This is a genomic window from Xanthomonas populi (assembly GCF_002940065.1).
GTDB classification, from domain to species: Bacteria; Pseudomonadota; Gammaproteobacteria; order Xanthomonadales; family Xanthomonadaceae; genus Xanthomonas; species Xanthomonas populi.
In genome coordinates this window covers 1-23,275 of record NZ_MDEJ01000063.1, presented here as the reverse complement: position 1 = coordinate 23,275, position 23,275 = coordinate 1, and the positions used below count along the sequence as shown (strand labels likewise).

Sequence of the window (23,275 nt, the reverse complement as noted above, 5' to 3'; positions counted from 1 at the left end):
TGGAGCGATTACGCACACTGCCCGAACACGTCTACAACCAGATGGTCATGGGCTGAAAAACGTGGGGATACCTCAGGAGCTGGATCCCTCGTTGCGGCGAATGGCGCGGAAGTGGATGGCGCGCACCTCGTCGGGTTGAGCTGACAAGAGGTTCCTGTGGCACCGCCAGCGTATCGCTTCAGGAATGATGCGCCCCAAGCGCGAGCTTTAGGGTGTGCAGTGATCGATGGAATCGGATATTGGCTGCGAACGCGTGGCAGCCGCTCGATCACCGCTCAGCGCGACATTACCGATATGCCGTGCCCGCAGCCGGATGCTGGACGCGTCGATGTCGTCGCTATCGATCATCTCGTCAATCAGTTCGCCTTGCCGGATCGTCAGCGTCTGTGCGGTCACGTTGGCAACATTCTGTAGATCCAGAGCAATCTTGCTCTTGCCGATATGCGGTGCGTCCAGGGTTTCATCGACCAATTCTCCCTCGTCGATACGCACGCAGCCTTCGACCCGGACGTTTCCGGAATCGCGCAGCCTGACCTTGACCTTGACCTTGCTATTGCGAATGCGCTTGGCGTCGACCGGTTCATCGATCAGTTCTGCATGATCGATGACCAGCGCCTGGTGTGCATGAAGGTTACCGCTCTGGCGCATGGTCACGCGAACAGTGGCTCGCTCCAGAGATTGCGTCTCCACGATGCTGCTCAACAACGCGCCTTGTCTTATCTCGATCCTGTCTGCCTCGACATTAGCGGCCTGGTCGAGATGCACACCGACCGTGCCGTTTCGCATTGACGAGACAAGCGACGCATACGGCAAATATGCTCGATCGATCTTCAGCGTACCTTGACCGCCTAGAACGTTTGCGCTCCGGCGCAGTTCGATGGCGATGGCAGGGGTGACCGAGGGATCGGAAGCGCGTATGTCCATGATTGAACTCCGGCTCGGCGGCATTGGGCCGGTACGGCCGATGCGGACTTCAGCGCCAGGCTCATAGAGCAGGATGTTCGCTGAATCTTCAATCGCTATCCGGATATACGCATTCTTGCCCACCGGTCCTGTCACCAGACTCATCGGCGTTTGCACAGCGGTGTTGTCAGTGATGTCGAGCAGGCCTGAGACGCGGAGGTTGCCACTGTGCCGCACCAGCAGCCGGACGTCGGCGGACCGTCCTATGCCATGCACCAGCAAAGGCAACAGCGAGGCTGTCATGCGGGCATTGTCCACGCTGGCATTGCGCTCGTTGCACACGGCAATGGAGACGTGTTGTCCATCGCCGATCGTGACGGCGTCGGCCGTTGCCAGTCTCTTCCAAGGGCCGGCGTTGAAAGAAATGAAGCGGCCTGCCGTCGTGGGCCGTGTTGCCATGCATGCCGTCGGTAGAGCAAAGCGAGAGCCAAGCTCCAAGACGCTGGCCTGCGCATACGTGCTGTGCAGCCACGCTAGCGTGATGAAAAAAACGATCTGCTCGATGTGTCTGGTGCCCTTCGGCGAAGACCACGCGCTATGAAACTTGTTCCTCATCCGTATCGTCCCTACAGGAAAGCGGCTGCTTGAGAGAGGGGGACGCTGCGAACGCTGCCTTGCGCGGACATCAGCACTGGATGCGATCGGAACTTGTGCCCGATGCCAGGTATCGGACGCTGCGCGGCGTCGCTCTGGTTGTCCGCGCAATGCCGAGACGATGTGCACGATGCTGGATTGAGAGGTCAGAGACAGCACACGCCTGCTGCGCTGCCTCGCGAGAACGTTCCTACGCCGTGGAAAGCGGACGTAGTACCAGAAAAACGGTGCGGATATCGGCAGGCGATATCCACACCCCCTCAATACAGGATGCGCGTGCGCAAGGTGCCCTGGATCTGGGCCAGCCCTTCCTTCAGCGCAGTGGCCTGCGCTTCACTGGCGCTGACATCGATCACCACGTAACCCACCTTGGCGTCGGTGCGCAGGAACTGGCCGTCGATGTTGACGTTGTGGCGCGAGAACAGCTCGTTGATCTTGGACAGCACGCCCGGCACGTTGCGGTGGATGTGCAGCAAGCGCAGGCTGTCGGGGTGCTCGGGCAGGGTGACCTCGGGGAAGTTCACTGCCGACAAAGTGCTGCCGTTGTCGCTGTAGCGCACCAGTTTGGCGGCCACTTCGACACCGATATTGTCCTGCGCTTCCAGTGTGCTGCCGCCCACGTGCGGGGTCAGAATCACGTTGTCGTGCGCAATCAATGGCGACTCGAACGCATCGCCGTTGCCCTTGGGCTCGATCGGGAACACGTCCACTGCCGCGCCCCCGATCTGGCCGGAGGTCAGCGCTGCGTCCAGCGCGTCGATGTCGATGACCGTGCCGCGCGAAGCGTTGATCAGATGGGAGCCGTGCTTCATGCGCGCAATTTCGGCAGCGCCGATCATGTCCTTGGTCGACGGCGTTTCAGGCACGTGCAACGTCACCACGTCTGAGCGCGCCAGCAGGTCGTCCAGATTGATCGCCGCACGCGCGTTGCCGAGCGACAACTTGGTTTCAATGTCGTGGAAGATCACCTGCATGCCTAACGATTCGGCCAGCACGCCGACCTGGGTGCCGATATGCCCGTAACCGACAATGCCCAGCACCTTGCCACGCGTTTCATGGCTGCCAGCGGCCGACTTCGACCACCCGCCGCGATGGCATTGCGCATTCTTCTGGGGAATGCCGCGCATCAGCAAAATCGCCTCGGCGATGACCAGTTCGGCCACGCTGCGGGTGTTGGAATAGGGCGCGTTGAAGACAGGAATGCCGGCCAGTTCGGCCGCATCCAGATCAACTTGATTGGTCCCGATGCAGAAACAACCCACCGCGATCAGCCGCTTGGCATGCGCCAGCACCTCGGCACTCAACTGCGTGCGCGAGCGGATGCCGACGATGTGCGCCTCGGCGATGCGCGCGGTGAGTTCGTCTTCCGGCAACGACTTGGCGTGCAGTTCGATCTGCGAATAACCGGCGGCGCGCAGCACATCCACGGCGGTCTGGCTGATGCCTTCCAGCAACAGGACGCGGATGTCCTGCTTGGGAAACGAGGTTCTCTTCGGCGACATGGGGGGGCGTACTGCGGCAATCGGGTCGGAAACTATGCCAGATGGGGTGACGGATTTGGCGGTCGCAACGCAGTGTTTGCGCTGGCAAAGCCCTTGCGGGGCAACGGTTTCACCTGAATCAAACGACGTTTGGGCACCACGTAATGCAGCTGGACGAGGCCGTCGCACACTGGCACGCTGTGCGGTTCCTACCGTAGCGCCGCATGCCATGACCGATCCCCGCATCCTTTCGTTGCAACAGGCCGTGCCCGCGTTGCGTTTGAAGACCGAGCCGGCCGACCTGGAGCATTACGGCCGCGACTGGACGCGGCGCTGGACGCCGAACCCTCTTGCGATCGCCTTGCCCGGTTCGGTGGACGAAGTGCAAGCCGTGGTGCGCTGGGCAAATGCGCAAGGTGTGGCGGTGGTGCCATCGGGCGGGCGCACCGGTTTGTCCGGCGGCGCGGTGGCGGCCAATGGCGAGCTGGTGCTGAGCCTGGAGCGCTTGAACAAGCCGCTGGATTTCAACGCGGTGGATCGCACGCTCACCGTGCAGGCCGGCATGCCGCTGGAAGCGGTGCACAACGCCGCGCGCGAACATGGCTTGATCTATCCGGTGGATTTCGCAGCGCGCGGTTCGTGCTCGATCGGCGGCAATATCGCCACCAATGCTGGCGGCATCCGGGTGATCCGCTACGGCAATACCCGCGAATGGGTGGCCGGTTTGAAAGTGGTCACTGGTGCCGGCGAAGTGCTCGACCTCAATCACGCGTTGGTGAAAAATTCCAGCGGCTACGATTTCCGCCATCTGATGATCGGCTCCGAAGGCACGCTCGGCATTGTGGTCGAAGCGACGCTACGACTCACCGACCTGCCGCCGCCCAGCAACGTGATGCTACTGGCGCTGCCGTCCTTCGAGGTGTTGATGCAGGTGTTCGCCGCCTTCCGCGCGCAGCTGCGCCTGGAAGCCTTCGAATTCTTCACCGATCGCGCGCTGGAACACGTGCTGGCGCACGGCGCGCAGGCGCCATTTTCGGATGTCCATCCGTATTACGTGGTCACCGAATTCGCCGCCGGCGATCAGGTGCAGGAAGCCGCCGCGATGGCCGCGTTCGAAACCGGCATGGAGCAGGGCTGGGTCAGCGATGGCGTGATCAGCCAGAGCGATGCGCAGGCTGCGCAACTGTGGCGCTTGCGCGAAGGCATCACCGAAGCGTTGGCGCGCTACACGCCCTACAAAAACGATGTGTCGGTGCGCATCTCGGCAATGCCTGCGTTTCTAGCCGAAACGCAGGCATTGCTGCACGACGCGTATCCGCACTTCGATGTGGTGTGGTTCGGCCATATCGGCGACGGCAATCTGCACATCAATGTGCTCAAGCCAGAGGACACGACGCAAGCCGATTTCGTTGCCGCCTGCGATCACGTGACCAAGCTGCTGGCGCAGGCCTTGCAGCGTTTCGAAGGCAGCATTTCTGCCGAGCATGGCATCGGTCTGGTCAAGAAAGCGTACTTGTGGAGCACGCGCTCTGCGACGGAAATCGCTTTGATGCGCGGGATCAAACATGTGCTCGATCCTCATCTTTTGCTGAATCCCGGCAAGCTGTTCGAGATGGACGGGGTGTCCGGCACAACGCGCGCCGGTTAGTCTCTCAACGCCTTCACATGGAATCGATACGCCGATGATGCGCTCTCTCGTGTTTTGCGCTTTGACGCTGCTGCCGCTGGCAGCGTTCGCAACCAGCCTGGCCGGTACCTCGGCGGGTGCCTCTTCGGCCGGTTCGTCCGACAGCAGCAGCTCGGGCGATGACAAAGTTGTCGCCGATGCACGCGAAGACGCGGCCGGATTCGTCGCCAGCGATGGCGCCATCCGTGGCGCGCGTCTGGAAGCGGCGCTGCTGCAGCTGCGTAGCCGCAACGATGCGGAGCGGCTGTCCAGCGACCTGCAACTGGCTCAGTCCATCCTGGCCCAGTGAGTTTGCGCCGCTGGTGCGGGTGGCTGTGGCTGGCCGCAGTGATCGCACCGGCGGCGCAGGCAGAATTGCATGTTGAAGTCGCTCCGTCTGGTCTTAGTCCGGCGCAGATCGACGCCACGCATGCATTAGTGGAGCAGGTGACCCAGCATCTGCCGCCAGGGTGGACGCAGCGCATCAGCGCACCGATCCAGCTGCAATGGCGGACGGATCTACCAGCGCACGTGCATGGTCGTGCGATCGGCCATCGCGTTCTGCTTGATCGCGCGTTGCTGCATTCGTGGAGCGCGCAATCGGCGACTGCGCAGGCGGATATCAACGCACCGGCAACCCGCGCGGCGATGGCGGCCCTGTTGCACGAACTGGCGCATGTGCTCGATCGCGGCCCGCAAGGCGGGTTGTCGCGCGCCCCGCGTCTGCGCGATCTGGCCGGTTGGCAGGTGCGTCCCTGGCGGATCGGGCGTGGCGACAATCAATTCAGCGATCGCAGCCCGGACGATTACGAACGTCGCAGCCCGGCCGAATTCGTGGCGGTCAATCTTGAGCATTACGTGCTGGATGCCGACTATCGGTGCCGGCGCCCAGCGCTGTCTGCCTGGTTCAGCGAGCGGCTTGGCGCGCCACGCGCGGTGGTCGCATGCCAGACGACGCTGTCGTACTTGCAGGCCGATAGCGATGCCGGTGCGATGTCGCTGCTGACGCTGGATCCAGCGCGCGTGTATGCGGTGGATTATCTACTTGCCGAGGGCAACGAGCAGCCGATGAGTCGCTGGGGCCACAGCATGTTGCGGCTGGTCATCTGCGCGCCTGGCCGTGCACCCGGCACCGATTGCCGCATGGATCTGCAGTATCACCGCGTGCTGTCGTTCCGCGCGTTTGTCGGCGATGTGCAGATTTCCAGCTGGCGCGGGCTGACCGGTTCCTATCCATCGTGGCTGTTCGTGCTGCCGTTGAATCAGGTCCTCGACGAATACACCAAGGTCGAGCTGCGCGCCTTGTCGTCGGTGCCGTTGAAGTTGACGCGCGACGACATCGCCGCGCTACTCGCACGCGTGGCGCAAGTGCATTGGAGCTACGACGGGCGCTATTACTTCATCGGCAACAACTGTGCGGTGGAAACCTACAAACTGCTGCACGACGGCGTGCCACGGTTGGCTGCAGCCGGGTTGTCGTCGATTACCCCGCGCGGTGTACGCCAGCAGCTGCAACGCGCTGGCATTGCCGACATGCAGGTGCTGGACGACCGTGCGCAAGCGATTCGCCAAGGCTATTACTTCGAATCGGCAGCGGCGCATTACCAGACCATGTTCGAGGTGATCCGGCGCGGCATGCTGGTACCGCAGGTGAGCGTTGAGCAATGGTTGGATGCGCGACCGGATGCACGTGCGCAATGGTTCGATCACGGCGGTTTGCGCGAGACGGCAGCGGCCTTGCTGCTGGAGCAAGCCGCGTTGCGACGGCAGGAATTTCTGGCGCGCGATGCGCTCAAGCGCCTGCTGCAACCCGGTGTTGCCGGGCGTGATGTCGTGCACGGTCAGCTGCAGGCGTTGTTCGCGCGGCAGGCGCAGCTCAGTCATCCGGCCACGCTGCTGGGTACGTCCGGTTACGGATTGCCGCAGGCAGACGAACAGCAGCAACTGACTGCACGTGTGGTGCAAGAAAGTAGCGTGCTGGTCGGTGGTTGGAAACAACTGCAAGCGCTGGGTCGGCAGCAACTCCCGGCCGACGTGCGCACCGGATTGGAGCAGGGCGAGGCGAATGTGGAGCGCCTGCGCGCGCGACTGCGTGTGCTGGCGCGCGGCGATGCGGCCGCCGACAAAGTGCAGGCGGATATGGGCATACCGCTGCAGACGCAATAGCGAACCGGACTGCCAGGATAGGTGAGCGGTGCGGGGACGTGGTGACTTGTGAGTCGCTATGAGAAGAAGAACCGCGCTCTCCGGCTAGCTGCTCGTGCACGTCGCAATGCGGGTTCTGATAGCTGCGCAGCATCGCGGCTCATGAACAGGACATGACTGGCGCTGAGAGCCCCTCTCCCGTCGGGGCGAGAAGGCACGGCTTACGCGCCACTGGCGCGTGCCTGCCGGATGTCGCAGCCACTCGTCCTCGACGACGGGATCGGTACATGCCACCGGCGCGGGCGTCGTTGCGGATGTCGGTGCCGGAGCTGGTTGCGCCGTGCAGGCGGTTAACAGCCCAAGCGTCAAGACAACGACCAGCTTGCGCATCAGTCGGCGCGGCCCGCGAATTCGCCGGTGGTGGTGTTGACCAGCACGCGCTCACCGTTGGTGATGTACTCGGGCACCATGATTTCCAGGCCGGTGTCGAGCTTGGCAGGCTTGGGGCGCTTGGTTGCGGTGCCGCCCTTAAGCTCGGGCGGGGTTTGGATCACTTCCAGCGTCACCGTCTGCGGCAATTGCACGGCCACCGGCTGGTCGTCGATCACCTGCACGTAGATGCCGGTCAGCCCATCGGTGATGTAGCCGGCATCGGTGCCGATCACATCCGCGTCCAACGTGTACGGCGTGAAATCCTCGTCGTCCATGAATACGAACGCCTCGCCGTCCTTATACGAAAACGTGGACAGACGACGCAGCAGTTCCACTTCCGGCAGGTTGTCGTCGGCGTCGAAGCTGGCATCGGTTTTCACACCGCCCGGCACGCTGTACATGATGAAGCGGAAGCGCACATTGCCGCCGCGGCCCTGCGGCGAGCTGCGCTCGATGTCGCGGATCTGGTAAATGCCGCCGTTGTATTCGACGACGTTGCCTTTCTTGATGTCGTTAGCTTTCATGGATTAAGTCAGGGATTGGTGATTTGGGATTAGGGATTAGGGATTGGCAGAAGCAGCACTGGAGCGGGCGGGCAGGGCAGCAATTGCTGTCACCAATCCCCAATCCCGACTCACCATTCCCCGCTACTTGGGCGCCAATCGTACGCCGCCGTCCAGGCGAATCACTTCGCCGTTGAGATAGCGGTTGCGCAGGATGAAGGCGACGGTGTCGGCGTATTCGTCGGGTTGACCCAGGCGCGAGGGGAACGGGATCGAAGCCGCCAGCGATTGCTGCACCGCTTCGGGCATGCCGTCCACCATCGGGGTCCAGAACACGCCGGGTGCGATGGTCATGACGCGGATGCCGAAGCGCGCCAGTTCGCGTGCCATCGGCAAGGTCATGCCAACCACGCCGCCCTTGCTCGCGGCATACCCAGCCTGGCCGATCTGGCCCTCGTAGGCGGCGACAGAGGCCGTGTTGACAATCACACCGCGCTCGCCGTCATCGCCTACCGCGTTGTGCTGCATCACGTCGGCCGCTGCCTTGGCGACATTGAAGCTGCCGACCAGGTTGACCAGCACGGTGGTGCGGAAGGTCGCCAGCGGCATCGGTGCGTCCTTGCCCAGCACGCGGCCCGAACCCAGAATGCCGGCGCAATTCACCGCTAGGTTGAGCCCGCCAAGCGCCTGCGCAGCTTGCGCCACGTTGGCGGCAACCTGCGCCTCTTCGGTGACATCGGTAGCGAAGTAATGCGCGTTGCCATCGCCCAGCAGTTCGAGTGCGGCATCAGCCTTGTCGGCATTGACATCGAACAGCGCAACCCTGCCGCCATCGGCAACGATGCGCTGCGCCACGGCCAGGCCCAGGCCGGAAACGCCGCCGGTGACGATGGCAAGGACAGAAGCTGGCTGCATGCGGTGGTCCCCCAGGAAACGTTGGATGCCAGTAAAGGCTGGCGGCAAAGCGGTCGTCAATTCTAGCCGAAGCGTCCAGGCGATCATCTTGGGGAAAGCTGTCTGGGTGAGTAGTGGGGCGAGCTGTTGCGTTAACGCCTCAGCCAGCCGTCGCCAACGCCTTGCCGACCTTACTGCCGGTCTCGCGACCGAGCAGTTGCGCCAGCCAGCGGCCGGTGCGGGCGAGGGCAGCCAGATCGATGCCGGTGGGCATGCCCAATCCGTGCAGCAGATAGACCACATCTTCGCTGGCAACATTGCCGCTGGCGCCCTTTGCATAAGGGCAACCGCCCGCGCCGGACACCGCCGAATCGACCACGCGCACACCTTGTTCCAGACAGGCGGCGATATTGGCCAGCGCCTGGCCATAGGTGTCGTGAAAATGCACGGCCAATGCCTGCATCGGTACTTCCTGCGCCACTGCGGCCAGCATCTGGCGCGCCTTGACCGGCGTGCCGACGCCAATCGTGTCGCCCAGCGAAATTTCATAGCAGCCAAGCGCATACAACCGTTGCGCGACATCCACCACGTCGGCCACCGGCACTTCGCCCTGATACGGGCAACCCAGCACGGTGGAGACATAGCCGCGCACGCGCACGCCGTCGAGTGCGGCCTGTTCCAGGATCGGGCGAAACCGCTCGATCGATGCGTCGATGCCGGCATTGGTGTTGGTGCGATTGAACGCCTCCGACGCTGCAGTGAACACCGCCACTTCCTGCACACCGGCCGCGCGTGCCCGCACGTAGCCCTGCAAATTAGGCACCAGCACCGGATAGGTAATCCCCGGCGCTTGCGTGATGCCGGCAAAGACCTCGGCCGCATCGGCCAGTTGCGGTACCCAGCGCGGGCTGACGAAGCTGGTCGCTTCGATGCTGCGCAGACCTGTCGCCGAGAGGCTATCGATCAACGCGATCTTGTCGGCGGTCGCGATCGGCTGCGCTTCGTTCTGTAGGCCATCGCGCGGGCCGACTTCGAAAATGCGCACGAACTCGCTCATGCCAAGTCCTCCGGCACCCAGGCCGGCGCGCGCTTGTCGAGAAAGGCGCTCAATCCTTCCTGGCCCTCGGGCGAAACACGCAAGCGCGCGATCCACGCGGCGTTGGCCGCATCGATGGCATCGCGGTCGGCAGGCGGCAACACCGAACGCACCAGGGATTTGGCACTGGCGGCCGCCAGCGGGGCGGCGGACAGCAGCAAGCGGATCTGTCGCTCTACCGCGATGTCCAATTGGTCGGCGGCGACCAGTTGATGCAACAGCCCAAGTAACTGCGCGGTGCCTGCATCGAAGATCTCGGCTGTGGCGAACCAGCGCCGCGCCTGGCGCCCGCCGATGGCTGCAATCACGTACGGCGAAATGACCGCCGGCAGCAGGCCGAGCTTGCTTTCGGTCAGACCGAAGCGCGCCTCGGTGCAGCCGATGGCAATATCGCAGCACGCCACCAGGCCCACGCCGCCGCCGAAGGCCGCGCCATTGACACGCGCGATGGTCGGCTTGGGCAGTTCGTCGAGCGTGCGCATCAAGCGGGCGAGTGCGAGGGCATCGTCAGCGTTCTCCGCCTCGCTCGCGCTGGCCATGCCGCGCATCCAATTCAGGTCGGCGCCTGCGGAGAACGCGCCGCCGGCACCGGTGATCACGACCACCCGGATCTGCTTCGCCTGGCCGGCCTGCTGCACCGCCTCGGTAAGCGCGGCAATCAAGGTCGCGTCGAAAGCGTTGTGCACCGCCGGGCGGTTCAGTCGCATGGTGCGGACCGCCCCCTGGTCCTCCACGATCAAGCCGGTGTTCTGCATTGCGTAGACGTCCATGAATGGGATGCGAACCATCATAGTTGCTCAGCCCGCCCGGGCCATGACGCGGTGTGTCGATGCTAGAATTGAGAACCGTTCCTAACAATCAGGCCGTCTTTGTGACGTTGTCCGACATGCCGTTGCATCGCGCTGCCATCGTGGACTCGGTAGAGGATCGTCAGCCCAACGACACCATCGCCCGGCGCCTGCGCGAACTGGGCTTTGTCGCTGGCGAGGAAGTGACGGTGCTGGCCACCGGGCCGGTTGGGCGCGAGCCCTTGCTGGTGCAGGTCGGCTACACACGTTTTGCATTGCGTCGCAGCGAGGCCGCGCGCGTGCAGGTGCGCATCGAAGGAGCACAGGCATGAATGCGGCAAGCGTTCCGCTGCGCCTGGCCTTGGTCGGCAACCCCAACAGTGGCAAGACCGCGCTGTTCAATCAGCTGACCGGCAGCCGGCAGAAGGTGGCCAATTACACCGGCGTCACCGTCGAGCGTAAGGAAGGGCATTTCCGTGCGCCGTCGGGGCGCGACTTCGCGGTGCTGGATCTGCCCGGCGCCTACAGCCTGCAACCGGCCAGCCTGGACGAAGCGATCACCCGCGATCTGTGCCGTGGTGTCTATCCCGGCGAACCGGCGCCAGACGTATTGGTCTGCGTGATGGATGCGACCAACCTGCGCCTGCATCTGCGCTTTGCGCTGGAACTGCGTGAGCTGGGCCGGCCGATGATCGTGGCCTTGAACATGGTTGACGCCGCGCAGCGCCGCGGCATCGTCATCGATCTTCCGGCGCTGGAACAGGCGCTCGGTGTGCCGGTGGTCGAAACGGTGGCGGTGCGGCGTGGCGGCGCCAAGGCTCTGGTCGAGCGCATCGATGCGCAGGCCGCGCGCCTGGTTGCGCCGACCGCGACGCCGCCGGCCGACGGTAACTACCACGCTCAGGTGCGTCAGATCCTGAGTGCGGCGGTGACGATGCCGACCCGCACCTCGCGCGTGGACGAGGCGCTGGACCGCTGGTTGCTGCATCCGATCTGGGGTCTGTTGACGCTGGCGGTGGTGATGTTCCTGATCTTCCAGGCGGTGTATGCCTGGGCTACGCCGATGATGGACCTGATCGACGGCGGCACTTCGGAGCTGGGCGAGTGGGTCGGTGCCACGCTGCCGGAAGGCCCGCTCAACAGTCTGCTCAAGGACGGCATCATCGCCGGCCTGGGCGGGGTGATCATCTTTCTGCCGCAGATCCTGATCCTGTTCGCCTTCATCCTGGCGCTGGAAGAATCCGGTTATCTGCCGCGCGCGGCGTTTTTGCTGGATCGCATGATGGCCGCGGCCGGATTGTCCGGGCGCTCGTTCATTCCCTTGCTGTCGAGTTTTGCGTGTGCGGTGCCGGGCATCATGTCAACGCGCAGCATCCAGGATCCGCGCGACCGGCTCGCCACCATCATGGTGGCGCCGTTGATGACCTGTTCGGCGCGGCTGCCGGTCTACGCGTTGTTGATCGGCGCCTTCATTCCGCAGAAGACCGTGTGGGGCATTTTCAATCAGCAGGGGCTGATCCTGTTCGCGCTGTATGCGGCGGCGATTGTCAGTGCCTTGTTGGTGTCGTGGACGATGAAGAAGTGGCGCCGCGACAAGAGCGAGCATCCGTTGATGCTGGAGCTGCCGTCCTACCGCGTGCCGCAATTGCGCGATCTGGTGCTGGGCTTGTGGGAACGTGCGGTGATCTTTCTCAAGCGCGTCGGCGGCATCATTCTGGCGTTGACCGTGTTGCTGTGGTTTCTGCTGTCGTTTCCGGAAGCGCCTGCCAATGCGACCTTGCCGGCGATCGACTACAGCTTTGCTGGCCGCATCGGGCATGCGATGTCGACCTTGTTCGCACCGCTGGGCTTCAACTGGCAGATCTGCATCGCGCTGATTCCGGGTTTGGCCGCGCGCGAAGTGGCGGTGGCATCGCTGGCGACGGTGTATGCGCTGTCGGCCGCCGCCGACGATGCCGCCGCGCAAGCCTTGTCGCCGCTGATCAGCGATGGCTGGTCGCTGGCCACCGCGCTGTCGCTGCTGGTCTGGTACATCTACGCGCCGATGTGCATTTCCACATTGGCAACCATCAAGCGCGAAACTAATTCGTGGAAGCAAATGACCATCAGTGCGGTCTACCTGTTCGCGCTGGCCTACTTGGCCTCGCTGGTGACCTACCAAGTGGCCGTGCTGCTCGGAGCTGGCTGAGGTGGATCTCTCGCTCACGTTGCAATACGTGGTCATCGCATTCGCCGTGCTGCTGAGCCTGGGGGTCGTGTTGAAGAAGCAGTGCCCCGGCGTTTTGCGGCGTCTGCGCGGCGCGTTGGCGCTCGGTCTATTACGCGATGGGCGACCTGCATGGATGCAATCGCTGGGGCGTCGCGTGGCACCTCCGGCGACGCAGAGCGCGGCGGCCTGCGGTGGCTGCGACAGTTGCGGGCCCACGCCGCCGCGTAGCCACTGACGCGCCTAGCGCTCTGATTTACAAGTAGGAAAGGCGCGTGACACCGCCGCCTGTCGTGACGCGCACGAGGTCAATGTCTGGCCGGTTCGGATGCTGGTGTGCGCCCTCAGACCGGCCTGGCTCGATCCAACCGTTGCCGATAGCGTTCGCACAATATCTGCCACTTGCCACGTACTCCATGCACGCTGCACTGCACAGCGCCTCGGCCACACGCGTTCGCTATGCTTGACACAGGACGACCTTCTTCCAGATCTCCCGACGTGCGCAGGCCCTGACCAGTTCGTTGTTCCAGCCGGCGTGTGTTGGCATGCCATCAGACGACGACGGCGTGGTGGTGGATGCACTGGATCCTGCCATATTGGCCGATGCGCGCTTTCTGTATTGCCTGCCGAACTTCCAGAACCCCGCCGGACGCGGCCCGCCCTTGGCGCGGCGTCAGGCCTTGGTCGCACGCGCTGCCGAAGCGGGCGTGCCGACCGTGGAAGACGACCCGCACGGCGAGCTGTATGACAGCGGCCAGCCGTTGCCGAGCCTGCTGTCGCTGCATCCGGAAGGCGTGATCTATATGTGCTCGTTTTCCAAGGTGCTCGCGCCCGGATTGCGCCTGGGCTACGTGGTCGCGCCGGAAGCGGTGTTGGGCAAGCTGATCCAGGCCAAACAGGCTGCCGATCCGCACACGCTGTCGTTTACCAAGCGCCTGGTTTACCAGACGCTGCAGGACGATGTTCTCGACCCCCAACTTTCACAGAATTCGCGTGCTGTATGCGCGTCAGTGCAGCTTGATGCTGGAGGCATTGGATCGGCATTTCCCGCACCAGGTGCAATGGAATCGCGCTGAAGGCGGCATGTTCCTGTGGGTGAGCTTGCCTCCCGGAATGGCACCGCGCTGTTGGCACGTGCGGTCGCGCGCAATGTCAGCCGTCCCGGTAACCGTAGTGCGCTCGAAGTGCGCAGCCCGGAAATAAAGTCGGATGCCTGGACAGCATTGGCGACTGACGTCGCGATTAAGCAACCGCGCAGCCAACAGACCGGCACGGCCAATACACCGCGCAGCACACCAAAGCGCCCGGCACTGCTCGCTGCGTTTGCGATTCCCAAATCCCAAATCCCAAATCCCAAATCCCAAATCCCAGCTATCTTGTGTAGCCCACACTGCCTAACTAGCCTGCCGCCATGACAACGTCTCCTGTGAAAGTTCTGATCCACGGTGCCTCCGGGCGGATGGGCAAGGCATTGCTGCGCTTGGCTGCCGAAGACGAGGGCTTGCACGTCGTTGGTGCGGTGGTGGGGCGTTCGCCTTCGCAACGCGTTGTGGAAGGCGTGCCGTATTTCGCCGCCAGCGAACTCGGCGGTGCGCCGGCATTCGATGTGGCGATCGACTTCAGCCTGCCGCAGGGCTTCGCGCCGATCCTGGCGTTGTGCGCGCAGCGCGGCAAACCGCTGGTGTCCGGTACGACCGGATTGGATGACGCGCAACGCGCCGCGTTGCTGGATGCCGCGCGCCAGATCCCGTTGGTGTGGGCGTCCAATTTCAGTCTTGGCGTTGCGGTGCTCACCGAACTGGTGGAGCGTGCCGCCGGCAGCCTGCCGGGGTGGGATTGCGACATCGTCGAGGCGCATCACGTGCATAAGCAGGACGCGCCATCCGGTACCGCATTGACGCTAGGCGAAGCGGCCACTGGCAGCGGCGCGCAGCCGCGCTATGCCAGCCTGCGTGCCGGCGATATCGTCGGCGAGCACACGGTGCAGTTCACCGGGATGGGCGAGCGGCTGGAATTGATTCACCGCGCCAGCAATCGCGACATCTTCGCGCGCGGTGCCCTGCATGCGGCCAAGCGCCTGATCGGCAAGCCGGCTGGCAGCTATCGGGTACGCGACCTGGTGCTGTAACGCGGCGCGCAACCGCGCATGAGTGGCGGGCCGCTGTAGCAGCGCATTCACCTTGCCGCTGCGATGTCACTGCGGCATTGGGTGCTCTTCAGGCTGGCATGCCGGGGCACTTGCCTTTACAATTCTCGCTTGCCCGAACCAGCGTCGGACCGGTCCTCAGCACCGCGTCCGCGCTTTGCTGCAACCGGAATTTGGCCGGAAGCGCATCGGAGTCCCAGGCAGCCAGAGCGAGACCCCACGTGACCCAACCCGCAATCCTTGTCCTCGAAGACGGCACCGTGTTCGAGGGCGAATCCGTAGGCGCCAACGGGCTTTCCGTCGGCGAAGTGGTGTTCAACACCGCCATGACCGGCTATCAGGAAGTCCTGACCGATCCCTCCTACGCCCGACAGATGGTCACGCTGACCTATCCGCATATCGGCAACACCGGCTTTACCGATCAGGACGACGAGGCCAACAAGATCTGGGCCGCCGGCCTGATCGTGCGCGATGTGCCGCGTCGCCCCAGCAGTTGGCGTAGCCAGGTGGCCTTGCCACAATGGCTGCAGGCCCGCGGTGTGGTGGCTATTTCCGGCATCGACACCCGCAAGCTGACCCGCCTGCTGCGGCAGAAGGGCGCCCAGAACGGCGCGTTGATGGCCGGCGATATCGACTTCGACAAAGCGCTGGAAGCCGCGCGCAGCTTCCCTGGTCTGAAAGGCATGGACTTGGCCAAGGTGGTTTCCACCGAGACTAGCTACAACTGGCAGGAAGGCTCGCTGGATTTGAACTCCGACACCTTTCTTGGCCTAGGTGCGTTGAATGTTGGAAAGTCCGCACATGGAAGTGCGGACTCTGGCGAGGGACTCGCATTCAAAGTTGTCGCTTACGACTACGGCGTCAAGCTCACTATCCTGCGCATGCTGGCCGATCGTGGTTGCGACGTGACTGTGGTGCCGGCACGCACGCCGGTGACCGAGGTGCTGGCGATGCAGCCGGACGGCGTGTTTCTGTCCAATGGCCCGGGCGACCCGGAGCCATGCGATTACGCCATCAGCGCGATTCAGGAATTGATCGCCAATAAGGTGCCGACCTTTGGTATCTGCCTGGGCCATCAGTTGCTGGCGCTGGCCGCCGGTGCCAAGACAGTCAAGATGACCACCGGCCACCACGGTGCCAACCATCCGGTGCAGGATCTGGACAGCGGGCGGGTGATGATCACCTCGCAGAACCATGGTTTCGCGGTCGACGAAAGTACGCTGCCGGCCAATGTGCGGGTGACCCATCGCTCGCTGTTCGATGGCACCAATCAAGGCATCGCGCTGACCGACGCACCGGCGTTCTCGTTCCAGGGCCACCCGGAAGCCTCGCCGGGCCCGCGCGATGTGGGGCCGCTGTTCGATCGGTTTGTGGAGTTGATGGCTGAAGCGAAAGCTTGAACCCCGTCCCGGGCCACATGCTCGCTCTGATGACTGCATGGCATACAGTCGGCCCCAATGGAGATCCCAATGCTTGATTGCATCGACATCGAAAGTTTGAAGGGAGTTGGCAAGGTAGAGCTGCGGTTCGACGCCTCCAGCCGGGCGCGCGTGCTTTTTGGTGTCAACGGCGTTGGAAAGACCAAATCGTTAGAGGCCATCTATGGTGTATTGCTATTCACCAATGAGGAGTTCTTGCGGGTCAAGGGTGATCGGGGAGTCCATTCAGAGAAATGCGTGCCCGCATCCAAGGTCCTTATCGACGATGTGCAGTACCTTCTTGATAAGCCTTCGCAGCAGTTTATACAAGTAAGGATTGTTGCCTCACAGGAGGTGCATCACTTGCGTCCCTTGGTTTACATCGGAGCGGGTGGGCGGTCGTCGGTGGGACGTCAGCCCACATCTATTGCAGCACTGGGAAACTTTGAGGAACGTAAGTCTCAGCATTTTGAAGTGTTGTTACAGGAGTGCGAAAGCGGCTCCTTGCGCTCTGTCGGCATGGATGCGGACATCCGCGTGTGGTTCATACAGCGCGCGCAGTCGGTCAATCCTTTTCAGGTCGAAAAGGACAATCTGCGTAACGAGATCGAGTCGGTGTTGAAGCTGTTGCATCGCATCGATCAGCGCGTTGATGCCGAGCGCCTGCAGATCGACGGCTCGCAGCGCGTTTATCTGAGCGTTGAAGGCCAGATGATAGAGCTGGGGGAGCTCAGTTCGGGTTTTGCCTCGGTGGTGAAGCTGTTTCAAGCGATCATCTCCGGGTATGCCGGTTTCAGCAATTCCAAGGATCTCCAAAACCAGCCAGGCGTGGTGCTGATCGATGAAATCGAAAGTCATCTCCACGTTGGTTGGCAGGTCAGTATCGTCAGACATTTGAAGGCGCTGTTCCCGAACACCCAGTTTTTCATCAGCACCCATTCGCCGCTGGTGTTGACCCAGCTGGAGCAGGGAGAGGCCTATCTGCTCGAACGCGACGCGGCAGACGGAGTGGTCAGGTCGTCTGTGATCGACTCGCCCAACATGAAGGCATTTGCGGATGTGCTTGAAGAGACCTTTGGGGTCGATCTCAATGCACTCAAGCGCGATGCGCTCGCTAGCGAAGACCAGTCCGCCACCAAACGTGCATTGCTGGATCTGATCAGGCAGCGCCGCGATCGCCAGGGTGGGGAGCAAGCATGACCCGTCTGGTACTACTGGATGCCAACCTGCTGATCGGCGCACTGGACGGGGAGGAGGGCAACGCGGCTCACGAAGCTTCGCTGTCGACGTTCGATGCGCTGGTCGCCGATCCAGAGGTGAGAATCGCAATCTCCCCGCTGATTCGATACGAAGTGCTTCGCGGTATGGACGAGGCGGATGTCGAGGCGGTGAACGCCATCCTCAACGACATGAAGGAGTTCGAGGTACGGGGCCAAGAGGCCATACGTGCTGCGGAAGTGTTCCGTAAAGCCCGCCAGACCAATGTAAAGCTGGATAAGCGCAAGTTCGACGTATTCCACTGCGTCTGCGCGGAAATCAATGAACTCGAGATGCTCAGCAAGGATGAGGATATCGAGACTATTCAAAAACTTATGAAGGCCTGAAGAAGAAAATGCCAAAGCGCAGCGATCTCAAGACCATCCTCATCATCGGCGCCGGCCCGATCGTCATCGGCCAGGCCTGCGAGTTCGATTACTCCGGCGCGCAGGCGTGCAAGGCGCTGCGCGACGAGGGCTATCGCGTGGTGCTGGTCAACAGCAATCCGGCCACGATCATGACCGACCCGGACATGGCCGACGCGGTGTATATCGAGCCGATCAACTGGCAGACGGTCGAGAAGATCATCGCCAAGGAAAAGCCCGACGCCCTGCTGCCGACCATGGGCGGGCAGACCGCGCTGAACTGCGCGCTGGATCTGGCCGACCACGGCGTGCTGGAGAAGTACAACGTCGAGCTGATCGGCGCCAAGCGCGACGCCATTCGCATGGCCGAAGACCGCGAGCTGTTTCGCGTGGCGATGGGCGAGATCGGTCTGGACTGCCCCAGGGCCGAAGTGGCGCACACGCTGGAACAAGCGCTGGATATCCAGACCCGCGTCGGCTACCCCACCATCATCCGCCCCAGCTTCACACTGGGCGGCAGCGGCGGCGGCATCGCCTACAACCGCGAAGAGCTGATCGACATCGTCGGCCGTGGCCTGGAGTTGTCGCCGACCACCGAAGTGCTGGTGGAAGAGTCGGTGCTGGGCTGGAAAGAATTCGAGATGGAAGTGGTCCGCGACACGGCGGACAACTGCATCATCGTCTGCGCGATCGAAAACCTCGACCCGATGGGCGTGCACACCGGCGACTCGATTACCGTGGCGCCGGCACAGACGCTCACCGACAAGGAATATCAGCGCCTGCGCGATGCCTCGATCGCGGTGCTGCGCAAGATCGGTGTGGACACCGGCGGCTCCAACGTGCAGTTCGGCATCAGCCCGACCGACGGCCGCGTGGTGGTGATCGAAATGAATCCGCGCGTGTCGCGTTCGTCGGCGCTGGCCTCCAAGGCCACCGGCTTTCCGATCGCCAAGGTCGCCGCCAAGCTGGCGGTGGGTTACACGCTGGACGAATTGAAGAACGAGATCACCGGTGGCTTGACCCCGGCCTCGTTCGAGCCGTCGATCGACTACGTGGTCACCAAGATTCCGCGCTTTGCCTTCGAAAAATTCCCGCAGGCCGATGCGCGCCTGACCACCCAGATGAAGTCGGTGGGCGAGGTGATGGCGATGGGCCGCACCTTCCAGGAATCGTTGCAGAAAGCGCTGCGTGGCCTGGAAACCGGCAAGATCGGGCTGGACCCGACCGGCCTGGATCTGAGCAGCGAAGACGACATCGCCGCGCTCAAACGCGAGCTCAAGGCCCCGGGGCCGGAGCGCCTGTTCTATGTCGCCGATGCCTTCCGCGCCGGCATGCGCGTGGCCGATATCTACGCGTTGTCGTTTATCGACCCGTGGTTCCTGGATCAGATCGAAGAACTGATCAGCCATGAGCAGCAGCTGGCCGACGACGGTCTGGCCTCACTGGATGCGCCGCGTCTGCGCACGCTCAAGCGCGCCGGTTTTTCCGATGCGCGTCTGGCCCAGTTGACCGGCACCAACGAAGAATCGGTGCGCACGCTGCGTCGCGCGCTCAAGGTACGCCCGGTCTACAAGCGCGTGGATTCGTGCGCGGCCGAATTCGCCACCAGCACCGCGTACCTGTATTCGAACTACGAGGACGAATGCGAGGCGCTGCCGACTGATCGCGACAAGATCATGATCCTGGGCGGTGGCCCCAACCGTATCGGCCAGGGCATCGAGTTCGATTACTGCTGCGTGCATGCGGCACTGGCGCTGCGCGCTGACGGTTACGAAACCATCATGGTCAATTGCAATCCGGAGACCGTGTCCACCGATTACGACACCTCCGACCGTCTCTATTTCGAGCCGCTGACGCTGGAAGACGTGCTGGAAATCGTCGAGCTTGAAAAACCCAAGGGCGTGATCGTGCAGTACGGTGGCCAGACCCCGCTGAAGCTGGCACGCGCGCTGGAAGCCAACGGCGTGCCGGTGATCGGTACCTCGCCGGATTCGATCGATCTGGCAGAAGACCGCGAGCGTTTCCAGCAGCTGGTCGACAAGCTGGGCCTGAAGCAGCCGCCGAACCGCATCGCCCGCAATGCCGAAGAGGCCCTGGTGCTGGCGCGCGAAATCGGCTACCCGCTGGTGGTGCGTCCGAGCTATGTGCTCGGTGGCCGCGCGATGGAGATTGTTTACGGTGAATCCGATCTAGCGCGCTATGTGCGCGATGCGGTCAAAGTCTCCAACGATTCGCCGGTGCTGCTGGACCGCTTTCTCGACAACGCGGTGGAAGTGGACGTGGACATCATTGCCGACAAGGACGGCAACGTGCTGATCGGCGGTTTGATGGAACATATCGAAGAAGCCGGTGTGCATTCGGGCGATTCGTCCTGCTCGCTGCCGCCGTATTCGCTCTCGCCCAAGACCCAGTCCGAGCTGCGCCGTCAGGTGGTGATGCTGGCCGAAGGCTTGAACGTGGTCGGCCTGATGAACACCCAGTTCGCGGTGCAGGTCGATGAGGCCGGCGACGATGTGGTGTTTTTGCTGGAAGTGAACCCGCGTGCCTCGCGTACCGTGCCGTTCGTGTCCAAGGCCACCGGCATGCCGCTGGCCAAGATCGCCGCATGCTGCATGGCCGGCAAGACGCTGGCCGAGCAGGGCGCCACCAAGGAAATCGTGCCGGATTACTACTCGGTGAAGGAAGCGATTTTCCCGTTCGCCAAGTTCCAGGGCGTCGATCCGATCCTCGGGCCGGAGATGCGTTCCACCGGTGAAGTGATGGGTGTGGGCCGCAGCTTTGGCGCCGCGTTTGCGCGTGCGCAGGAAGCCGGCGGCATCAAGGCGCCTCCGGTGGGCAAGGCATTCGTGTCGGTGCGCGATCCGGACAAAAAACGCGTGTTGCCGGTGGCGCAGGCGCTGGTGCAGCGTGGCTATACGCTGGTTGCCACGCGTGGCACCGGCGCCTGGCTGCAGCAAAACGGGCTGACCTGCGAGATCGTCAACAAGGTCGCCGAAGGGCGCCCGCATATCGTCGATTCGATCAAGAACGGCGAGATTGTGTATATCGTCAACACCACCGAAGGTCGCGCCGCCATCTCCGATTCGTTCTCGATCCGACGTGAAGCGCTGCAGCATCGCGTGACCTATTCGACCACCGTCGCCGGCGCCAAAGCGCTGGTGCATTCGCTGGAATTCCGCGGCACCGGCCCTGTGTGGTCGCTGCAGGAACTGCACAAGGAGCTGCAAGCATGAGAGCACCCATGACGGCAAAGGGCGCGCAACGTCTGCGCGAAGAGCTGGACCATTTGAAGTCGTTCAAGCGCCCGGCGGTGATCAGTGCGATCGCCGAAGCGCGTGCGCACGGCGATCTGAAAGAAAACGCCGAATACCACGCCGCGCGCGAGCAGCAGAGCTTCATCGAAGGCCGCATCAAGCAGCTGGAAGGCGAGCTCTCTCATGCCGAGATCATCGACATCACCAAGCTGTCTGCCGGCAACAAGATCGTGTTCGGCGCCACTGTGACGCTGGCCGATACCGAGACCGACGAAGAGAAGCGCTACCAGATCGTTGGCGATCTGGAAGCGGACATCAAGCTGGGGATGATCGCGATTTCCTCGCCGCTGGCACGTGCGTTGATCGGCAAGCTGGAAGGCGATTCGGTCACCATCGATGCGCCGGCCGGCCAGCGCGAGTACGAAGTCGTCAGCGTTGCGTATCTCGATTGATTGCCTGCACTGATCGACTCGGCTTGATCGAACCCACCGACCGATGACTACTGCAACGCTGCTATTGCCGGAAACACGCCGTCTGCCCGGTGAGTTGGGCGACACGCCGGTGGCGCGTGCGCTTGCGCGCGCAGATCAGGACAGTGCGGAAACCGGCGAAGTGGCGCAGTTGCAGCGCCACTTCACGCTGACGCCTGCGCAGTGGCCGGTGGCAGCGCTGACCCGTCAGCTCGATGCCGGCGATGCGGCCGGCGCGAGCTGGGTACGTGCCGATCCGGCCTATGTGATGTCGGACATGCAGGGCGCCCGGTTGATGGGGTATGGCGAGGCGCTTGGTCCCACTGCAGAAGATCTGGCGGTGTTGTTGCCGGTCCTCAAGCCGATGTTCGGCGATGCCGGGTTTCTGCTGGATGCGCCAACGCCATCGCGCTGGTATCTGCGGTTGTCGCCGGACGCCAAGTTGCCGGAGTTCGCGCCGCCGGATCTGGCGATCGGCGATGACTTGTTTGAGCATCTTCCCGCTGGCGATATCGGCCGTCGCTGGCGCGCGTTGTTGACCGAGGCGCAGGTGCTGCTGCATCAACATTCCTGGAACGAAGGCCGCGTGGCCAGCGGCAAACCGGCGATCAATTCGCTGTGGTTCTGGGGCGGCGGCGTGCTGCCGCATGCGGTGAGCTCGCCGCATCGCCAAGTGCGCAGCCGCGAGTCGCTGTTGCGTGCGCTGGCGCTGGCGGCCGGCGCCGATGCGCAGGGCGAACAACGCGTGGATGCTTTGGTGGATCTGCGCCACCTGCGTTCGCTGCAGCAATTCAGCGACGACGCCGTTGCGCCGTTGCTGGCGGCGATGGCGCGTGGCGAACTGGATCGGTTGGTGCTGGATTTTCAGGACGGTGAAACCGTGTCGCTGACGCATGCGCAACGCTGGCGTTTCTTGCGCAAACCGCGCTTGCAGCTGGCGCAATGACGTCTACTCCGCAGATTGTCCGGCGCCCACCTGGGCAGGCCGGCAGTTGGCCCGATGCCATGTTGCCGCTGCTGCGCCGCATCTATGCCGCGCGCGGTGTCACCGATACGCAGGGCGCGCACCCGCGGCTGGGGCAATTGCTGTCGCCGCAGTTGCTGCGCAACAGCGGCGCGGCCGCCGCACTGCTGGCCGATGCGATCGCACGCCAGCAACGCATCCTGGTGGTGGGCGATTTCGATTGCGATGGCGCTACTGCCTGCGCAGTCGGCGTGCGCGGTTTGCGCATGCTCGGCGCGCTGGAGGTGCATCACGCGGTGCCCAATCGCATGGTGCACGGTTACGGCCTGTCGCCTGCGCTGGTGGAAGAGCTCTCCGCATTGCAGCCGGATCTGCTGGTCACCGTCGATCACGGCATCGCCTGTCATGCCGGTGTGGCCGCCGCCAAGGCGCGTGGCTGGACAGTGCTGGTCACCGATCACCATTTGCCCGGCGAGGTGTTGCCGCCGGCCGATGCGATCGTCGATCCGAATCTGGCTGACGATACCTTTCCGAGTAAATCCCTGGCCGGGGTCGGGGTCTGAGGTTTCCCCACGTTTTCCCGAGATAGATCAGCTGGTTGCACCCGGATCGTGTAGAAACAAGTGCGCGCAT

19 protein-coding genes and 2 pseudogenes are annotated in these 23,275 nt (G+C 63.1%); 15 read left to right on the top strand and 6 right to left on the bottom strand.

Features of this window, described 5'->3' with window-relative positions:
* Positions 1-207 precede the first annotated feature (207 nt).
* Complete coding sequence (locus XpopCFBP1817_RS11730) at positions 208-1,518, bottom strand: hypothetical protein (protein WP_128417265.1); 1,311 nt, start codon at positions 1,516-1,518, stop codon at positions 208-210.
* A 299-nt stretch (positions 1,519-1,817) separates the two neighbouring features.
* Positions 1,818-3,059, bottom strand: coding sequence for a phosphoglycerate dehydrogenase (gene serA / locus XpopCFBP1817_RS11725; RefSeq protein ID WP_128417264.1), 1,242 nt, complete (start codon positions 3,057-3,059; stop codon positions 1,818-1,820).
* Between the two features lie 208 nt (positions 3,060-3,267).
* Between serA and XpopCFBP1817_RS11720 the strand changes: the two genes are divergently transcribed.
* From XpopCFBP1817_RS11720 to XpopCFBP1817_RS11710, 3 genes are read left to right on the top strand one after another with little or no spacing between them, the layout of a single operon-like run.
* Entirely contained in the window at positions 3,268-4,686 is a 1,419-nt protein-coding gene (locus XpopCFBP1817_RS11720; RefSeq protein WP_128417263.1) for an FAD-binding oxidoreductase, read from the top strand.
* Positions 4,687-4,720: 34 nt separating this feature from the next.
* Positions 4,721-5,014 (top strand): DUF2388 domain-containing protein, encoded by a 294-nt coding sequence (locus XpopCFBP1817_RS11715; RefSeq protein ID WP_128417262.1) that lies wholly within the window; start codon positions 4,721-4,723, stop codon positions 5,012-5,014.
* Positions 5,011-6,870 (top strand): DUF7844 domain-containing protein, encoded by a 1,860-nt coding sequence (locus XpopCFBP1817_RS11710; protein ID WP_128417261.1) that lies wholly within the window; start codon positions 5,011-5,013, stop codon positions 6,868-6,870. Before XpopCFBP1817_RS11715 ends, XpopCFBP1817_RS11710 begins: the two co-directional genes overlap by 4 nt.
* A gap of 368 nt (positions 6,871-7,238) precedes the next feature.
* Here XpopCFBP1817_RS11710 and yeiP read toward each other — a convergent pair whose 3' ends face one another.
* The 4 genes from yeiP to XpopCFBP1817_RS11685 all read right to left on the bottom strand — a co-directional run bounded on the left by yeiP (position 7,239) and on the right by XpopCFBP1817_RS11685 (position 10,529).
* On the bottom strand, positions 7,239-7,805 hold the full coding sequence (gene yeiP, locus XpopCFBP1817_RS11700; RefSeq protein WP_128417259.1) for an elongation factor P-like protein YeiP: 567 nt from the start codon (positions 7,803-7,805) through the stop codon (positions 7,239-7,241).
* A 123-nt stretch (positions 7,806-7,928) separates the two neighbouring features.
* Positions 7,929-8,699 (bottom strand): SDR family oxidoreductase, encoded by a 771-nt coding sequence (locus XpopCFBP1817_RS11695; RefSeq protein ID WP_128417258.1) that lies wholly within the window; start codon positions 8,697-8,699, stop codon positions 7,929-7,931.
* 139 nt (positions 8,700-8,838) lie between these two features.
* Positions 8,839-9,735, bottom strand: coding sequence for a hydroxymethylglutaryl-CoA lyase (locus tag XpopCFBP1817_RS11690; protein ID WP_128417257.1), 897 nt, complete (start codon positions 9,733-9,735; stop codon positions 8,839-8,841).
* A complete protein-coding gene (locus XpopCFBP1817_RS11685) occupies positions 9,732-10,529 on the bottom strand; it encodes an enoyl-CoA hydratase-related protein (RefSeq protein WP_128417267.1) in 798 nt (265 codons plus the stop codon). The genes XpopCFBP1817_RS11690 and XpopCFBP1817_RS11685 overlap by 4 nt, the downstream gene beginning before the upstream one ends.
* Positions 10,530-10,645: 116 nt before the next feature.
* On the opposite strand from XpopCFBP1817_RS11685, the gene XpopCFBP1817_RS11680 reads away from it, so the two are divergent.
* The 12 genes and pseudogenes from XpopCFBP1817_RS11680 to XpopCFBP1817_RS11625 form a co-directional block, all read left to right on the top strand.
* Positions 10,646-10,894, top strand: a complete 249-nt coding sequence (locus XpopCFBP1817_RS11680) for a FeoA family protein (protein WP_128417256.1) — start codon at positions 10,646-10,648, stop codon at positions 10,892-10,894.
* The gene (gene feoB / locus XpopCFBP1817_RS11675) at positions 10,891-12,750 is read left to right on the top strand and encodes a ferrous iron transporter B (RefSeq protein ID WP_128417255.1); all 1,860 of its coding nucleotides are present in this window, start codon (positions 10,891-10,893) and stop codon (positions 12,748-12,750) included. The genes XpopCFBP1817_RS11680 and feoB overlap by 4 nt, the downstream gene beginning before the upstream one ends.
* Position 12,751: 1 nt before the next feature.
* Positions 12,752-13,006, top strand: a complete 255-nt coding sequence (locus XpopCFBP1817_RS11670) for a DUF6587 family protein (protein ID WP_128417254.1) — start codon at positions 12,752-12,754, stop codon at positions 13,004-13,006.
* A gap of 280 nt (positions 13,007-13,286) precedes the next feature.
* A pseudogene (locus XpopCFBP1817_RS11665) lies at positions 13,287-13,925 on the top strand (aminotransferase class I/II-fold pyridoxal phosphate-dependent enzyme); the annotation flags it as partial.
* A gap of 254 nt (positions 13,926-14,179) precedes the next feature.
* Complete coding sequence (dapB, locus tag XpopCFBP1817_RS11660; RefSeq protein ID WP_128417253.1) at positions 14,180-14,896, top strand: 4-hydroxy-tetrahydrodipicolinate reductase; 717 nt, start codon at positions 14,180-14,182, stop codon at positions 14,894-14,896.
* 239 nt (positions 14,897-15,135) lie between these two features.
* The gene (gene carA, locus XpopCFBP1817_RS11655; protein ID WP_128417252.1) at positions 15,136-16,314 is read left to right on the top strand and encodes a glutamine-hydrolyzing carbamoyl-phosphate synthase small subunit; all 1,179 of its coding nucleotides are present in this window, start codon (positions 15,136-15,138) and stop codon (positions 16,312-16,314) included.
* Between the two features lie 69 nt (positions 16,315-16,383).
* A complete protein-coding gene (locus XpopCFBP1817_RS22960; RefSeq protein ID WP_244171144.1) occupies positions 16,384-17,532 on the top strand; it encodes an AAA family ATPase in 1,149 nt (382 codons plus the stop codon).
* Positions 17,529-17,936 carry a PIN domain-containing protein gene (locus tag XpopCFBP1817_RS11645; RefSeq protein ID WP_128417251.1) on the top strand — a complete coding sequence of 136 codons (408 nt, stop codon included), beginning with the start codon at positions 17,529-17,531 and terminating at the stop codon, positions 17,934-17,936. Before XpopCFBP1817_RS22960 ends, XpopCFBP1817_RS11645 begins: the two co-directional genes overlap by 4 nt.
* Before the next feature lie 8 nt (positions 17,937-17,944).
* Positions 17,945-21,187, top strand: a complete 3,243-nt coding sequence (carB, locus tag XpopCFBP1817_RS11640) for a carbamoyl-phosphate synthase large subunit (RefSeq protein ID WP_128417250.1) — start codon at positions 17,945-17,947, stop codon at positions 21,185-21,187.
* Positions 21,188-21,195: 8 nt separating this feature from the next.
* On the top strand, positions 21,196-21,660 hold the full coding sequence (greA, locus tag XpopCFBP1817_RS11635) for a transcription elongation factor GreA (protein WP_208619607.1): 465 nt from the start codon (positions 21,196-21,198) through the stop codon (positions 21,658-21,660).
* 43 nt (positions 21,661-21,703) lie between these two features.
* Positions 21,704-22,624, top strand: coding sequence for a phosphoglycerate mutase (locus XpopCFBP1817_RS11630; RefSeq protein WP_128417248.1), 921 nt, complete (start codon positions 21,704-21,706; stop codon positions 22,622-22,624).
* Positions 22,621-23,202 (top strand): annotated as a pseudogene (locus XpopCFBP1817_RS11625) (DHH family phosphoesterase); the annotation flags it as partial. The gene XpopCFBP1817_RS11630 and the pseudogene XpopCFBP1817_RS11625, both read left to right, overlap by 4 nt.
* Positions 23,203-23,275 lie beyond the last annotated feature (73 nt).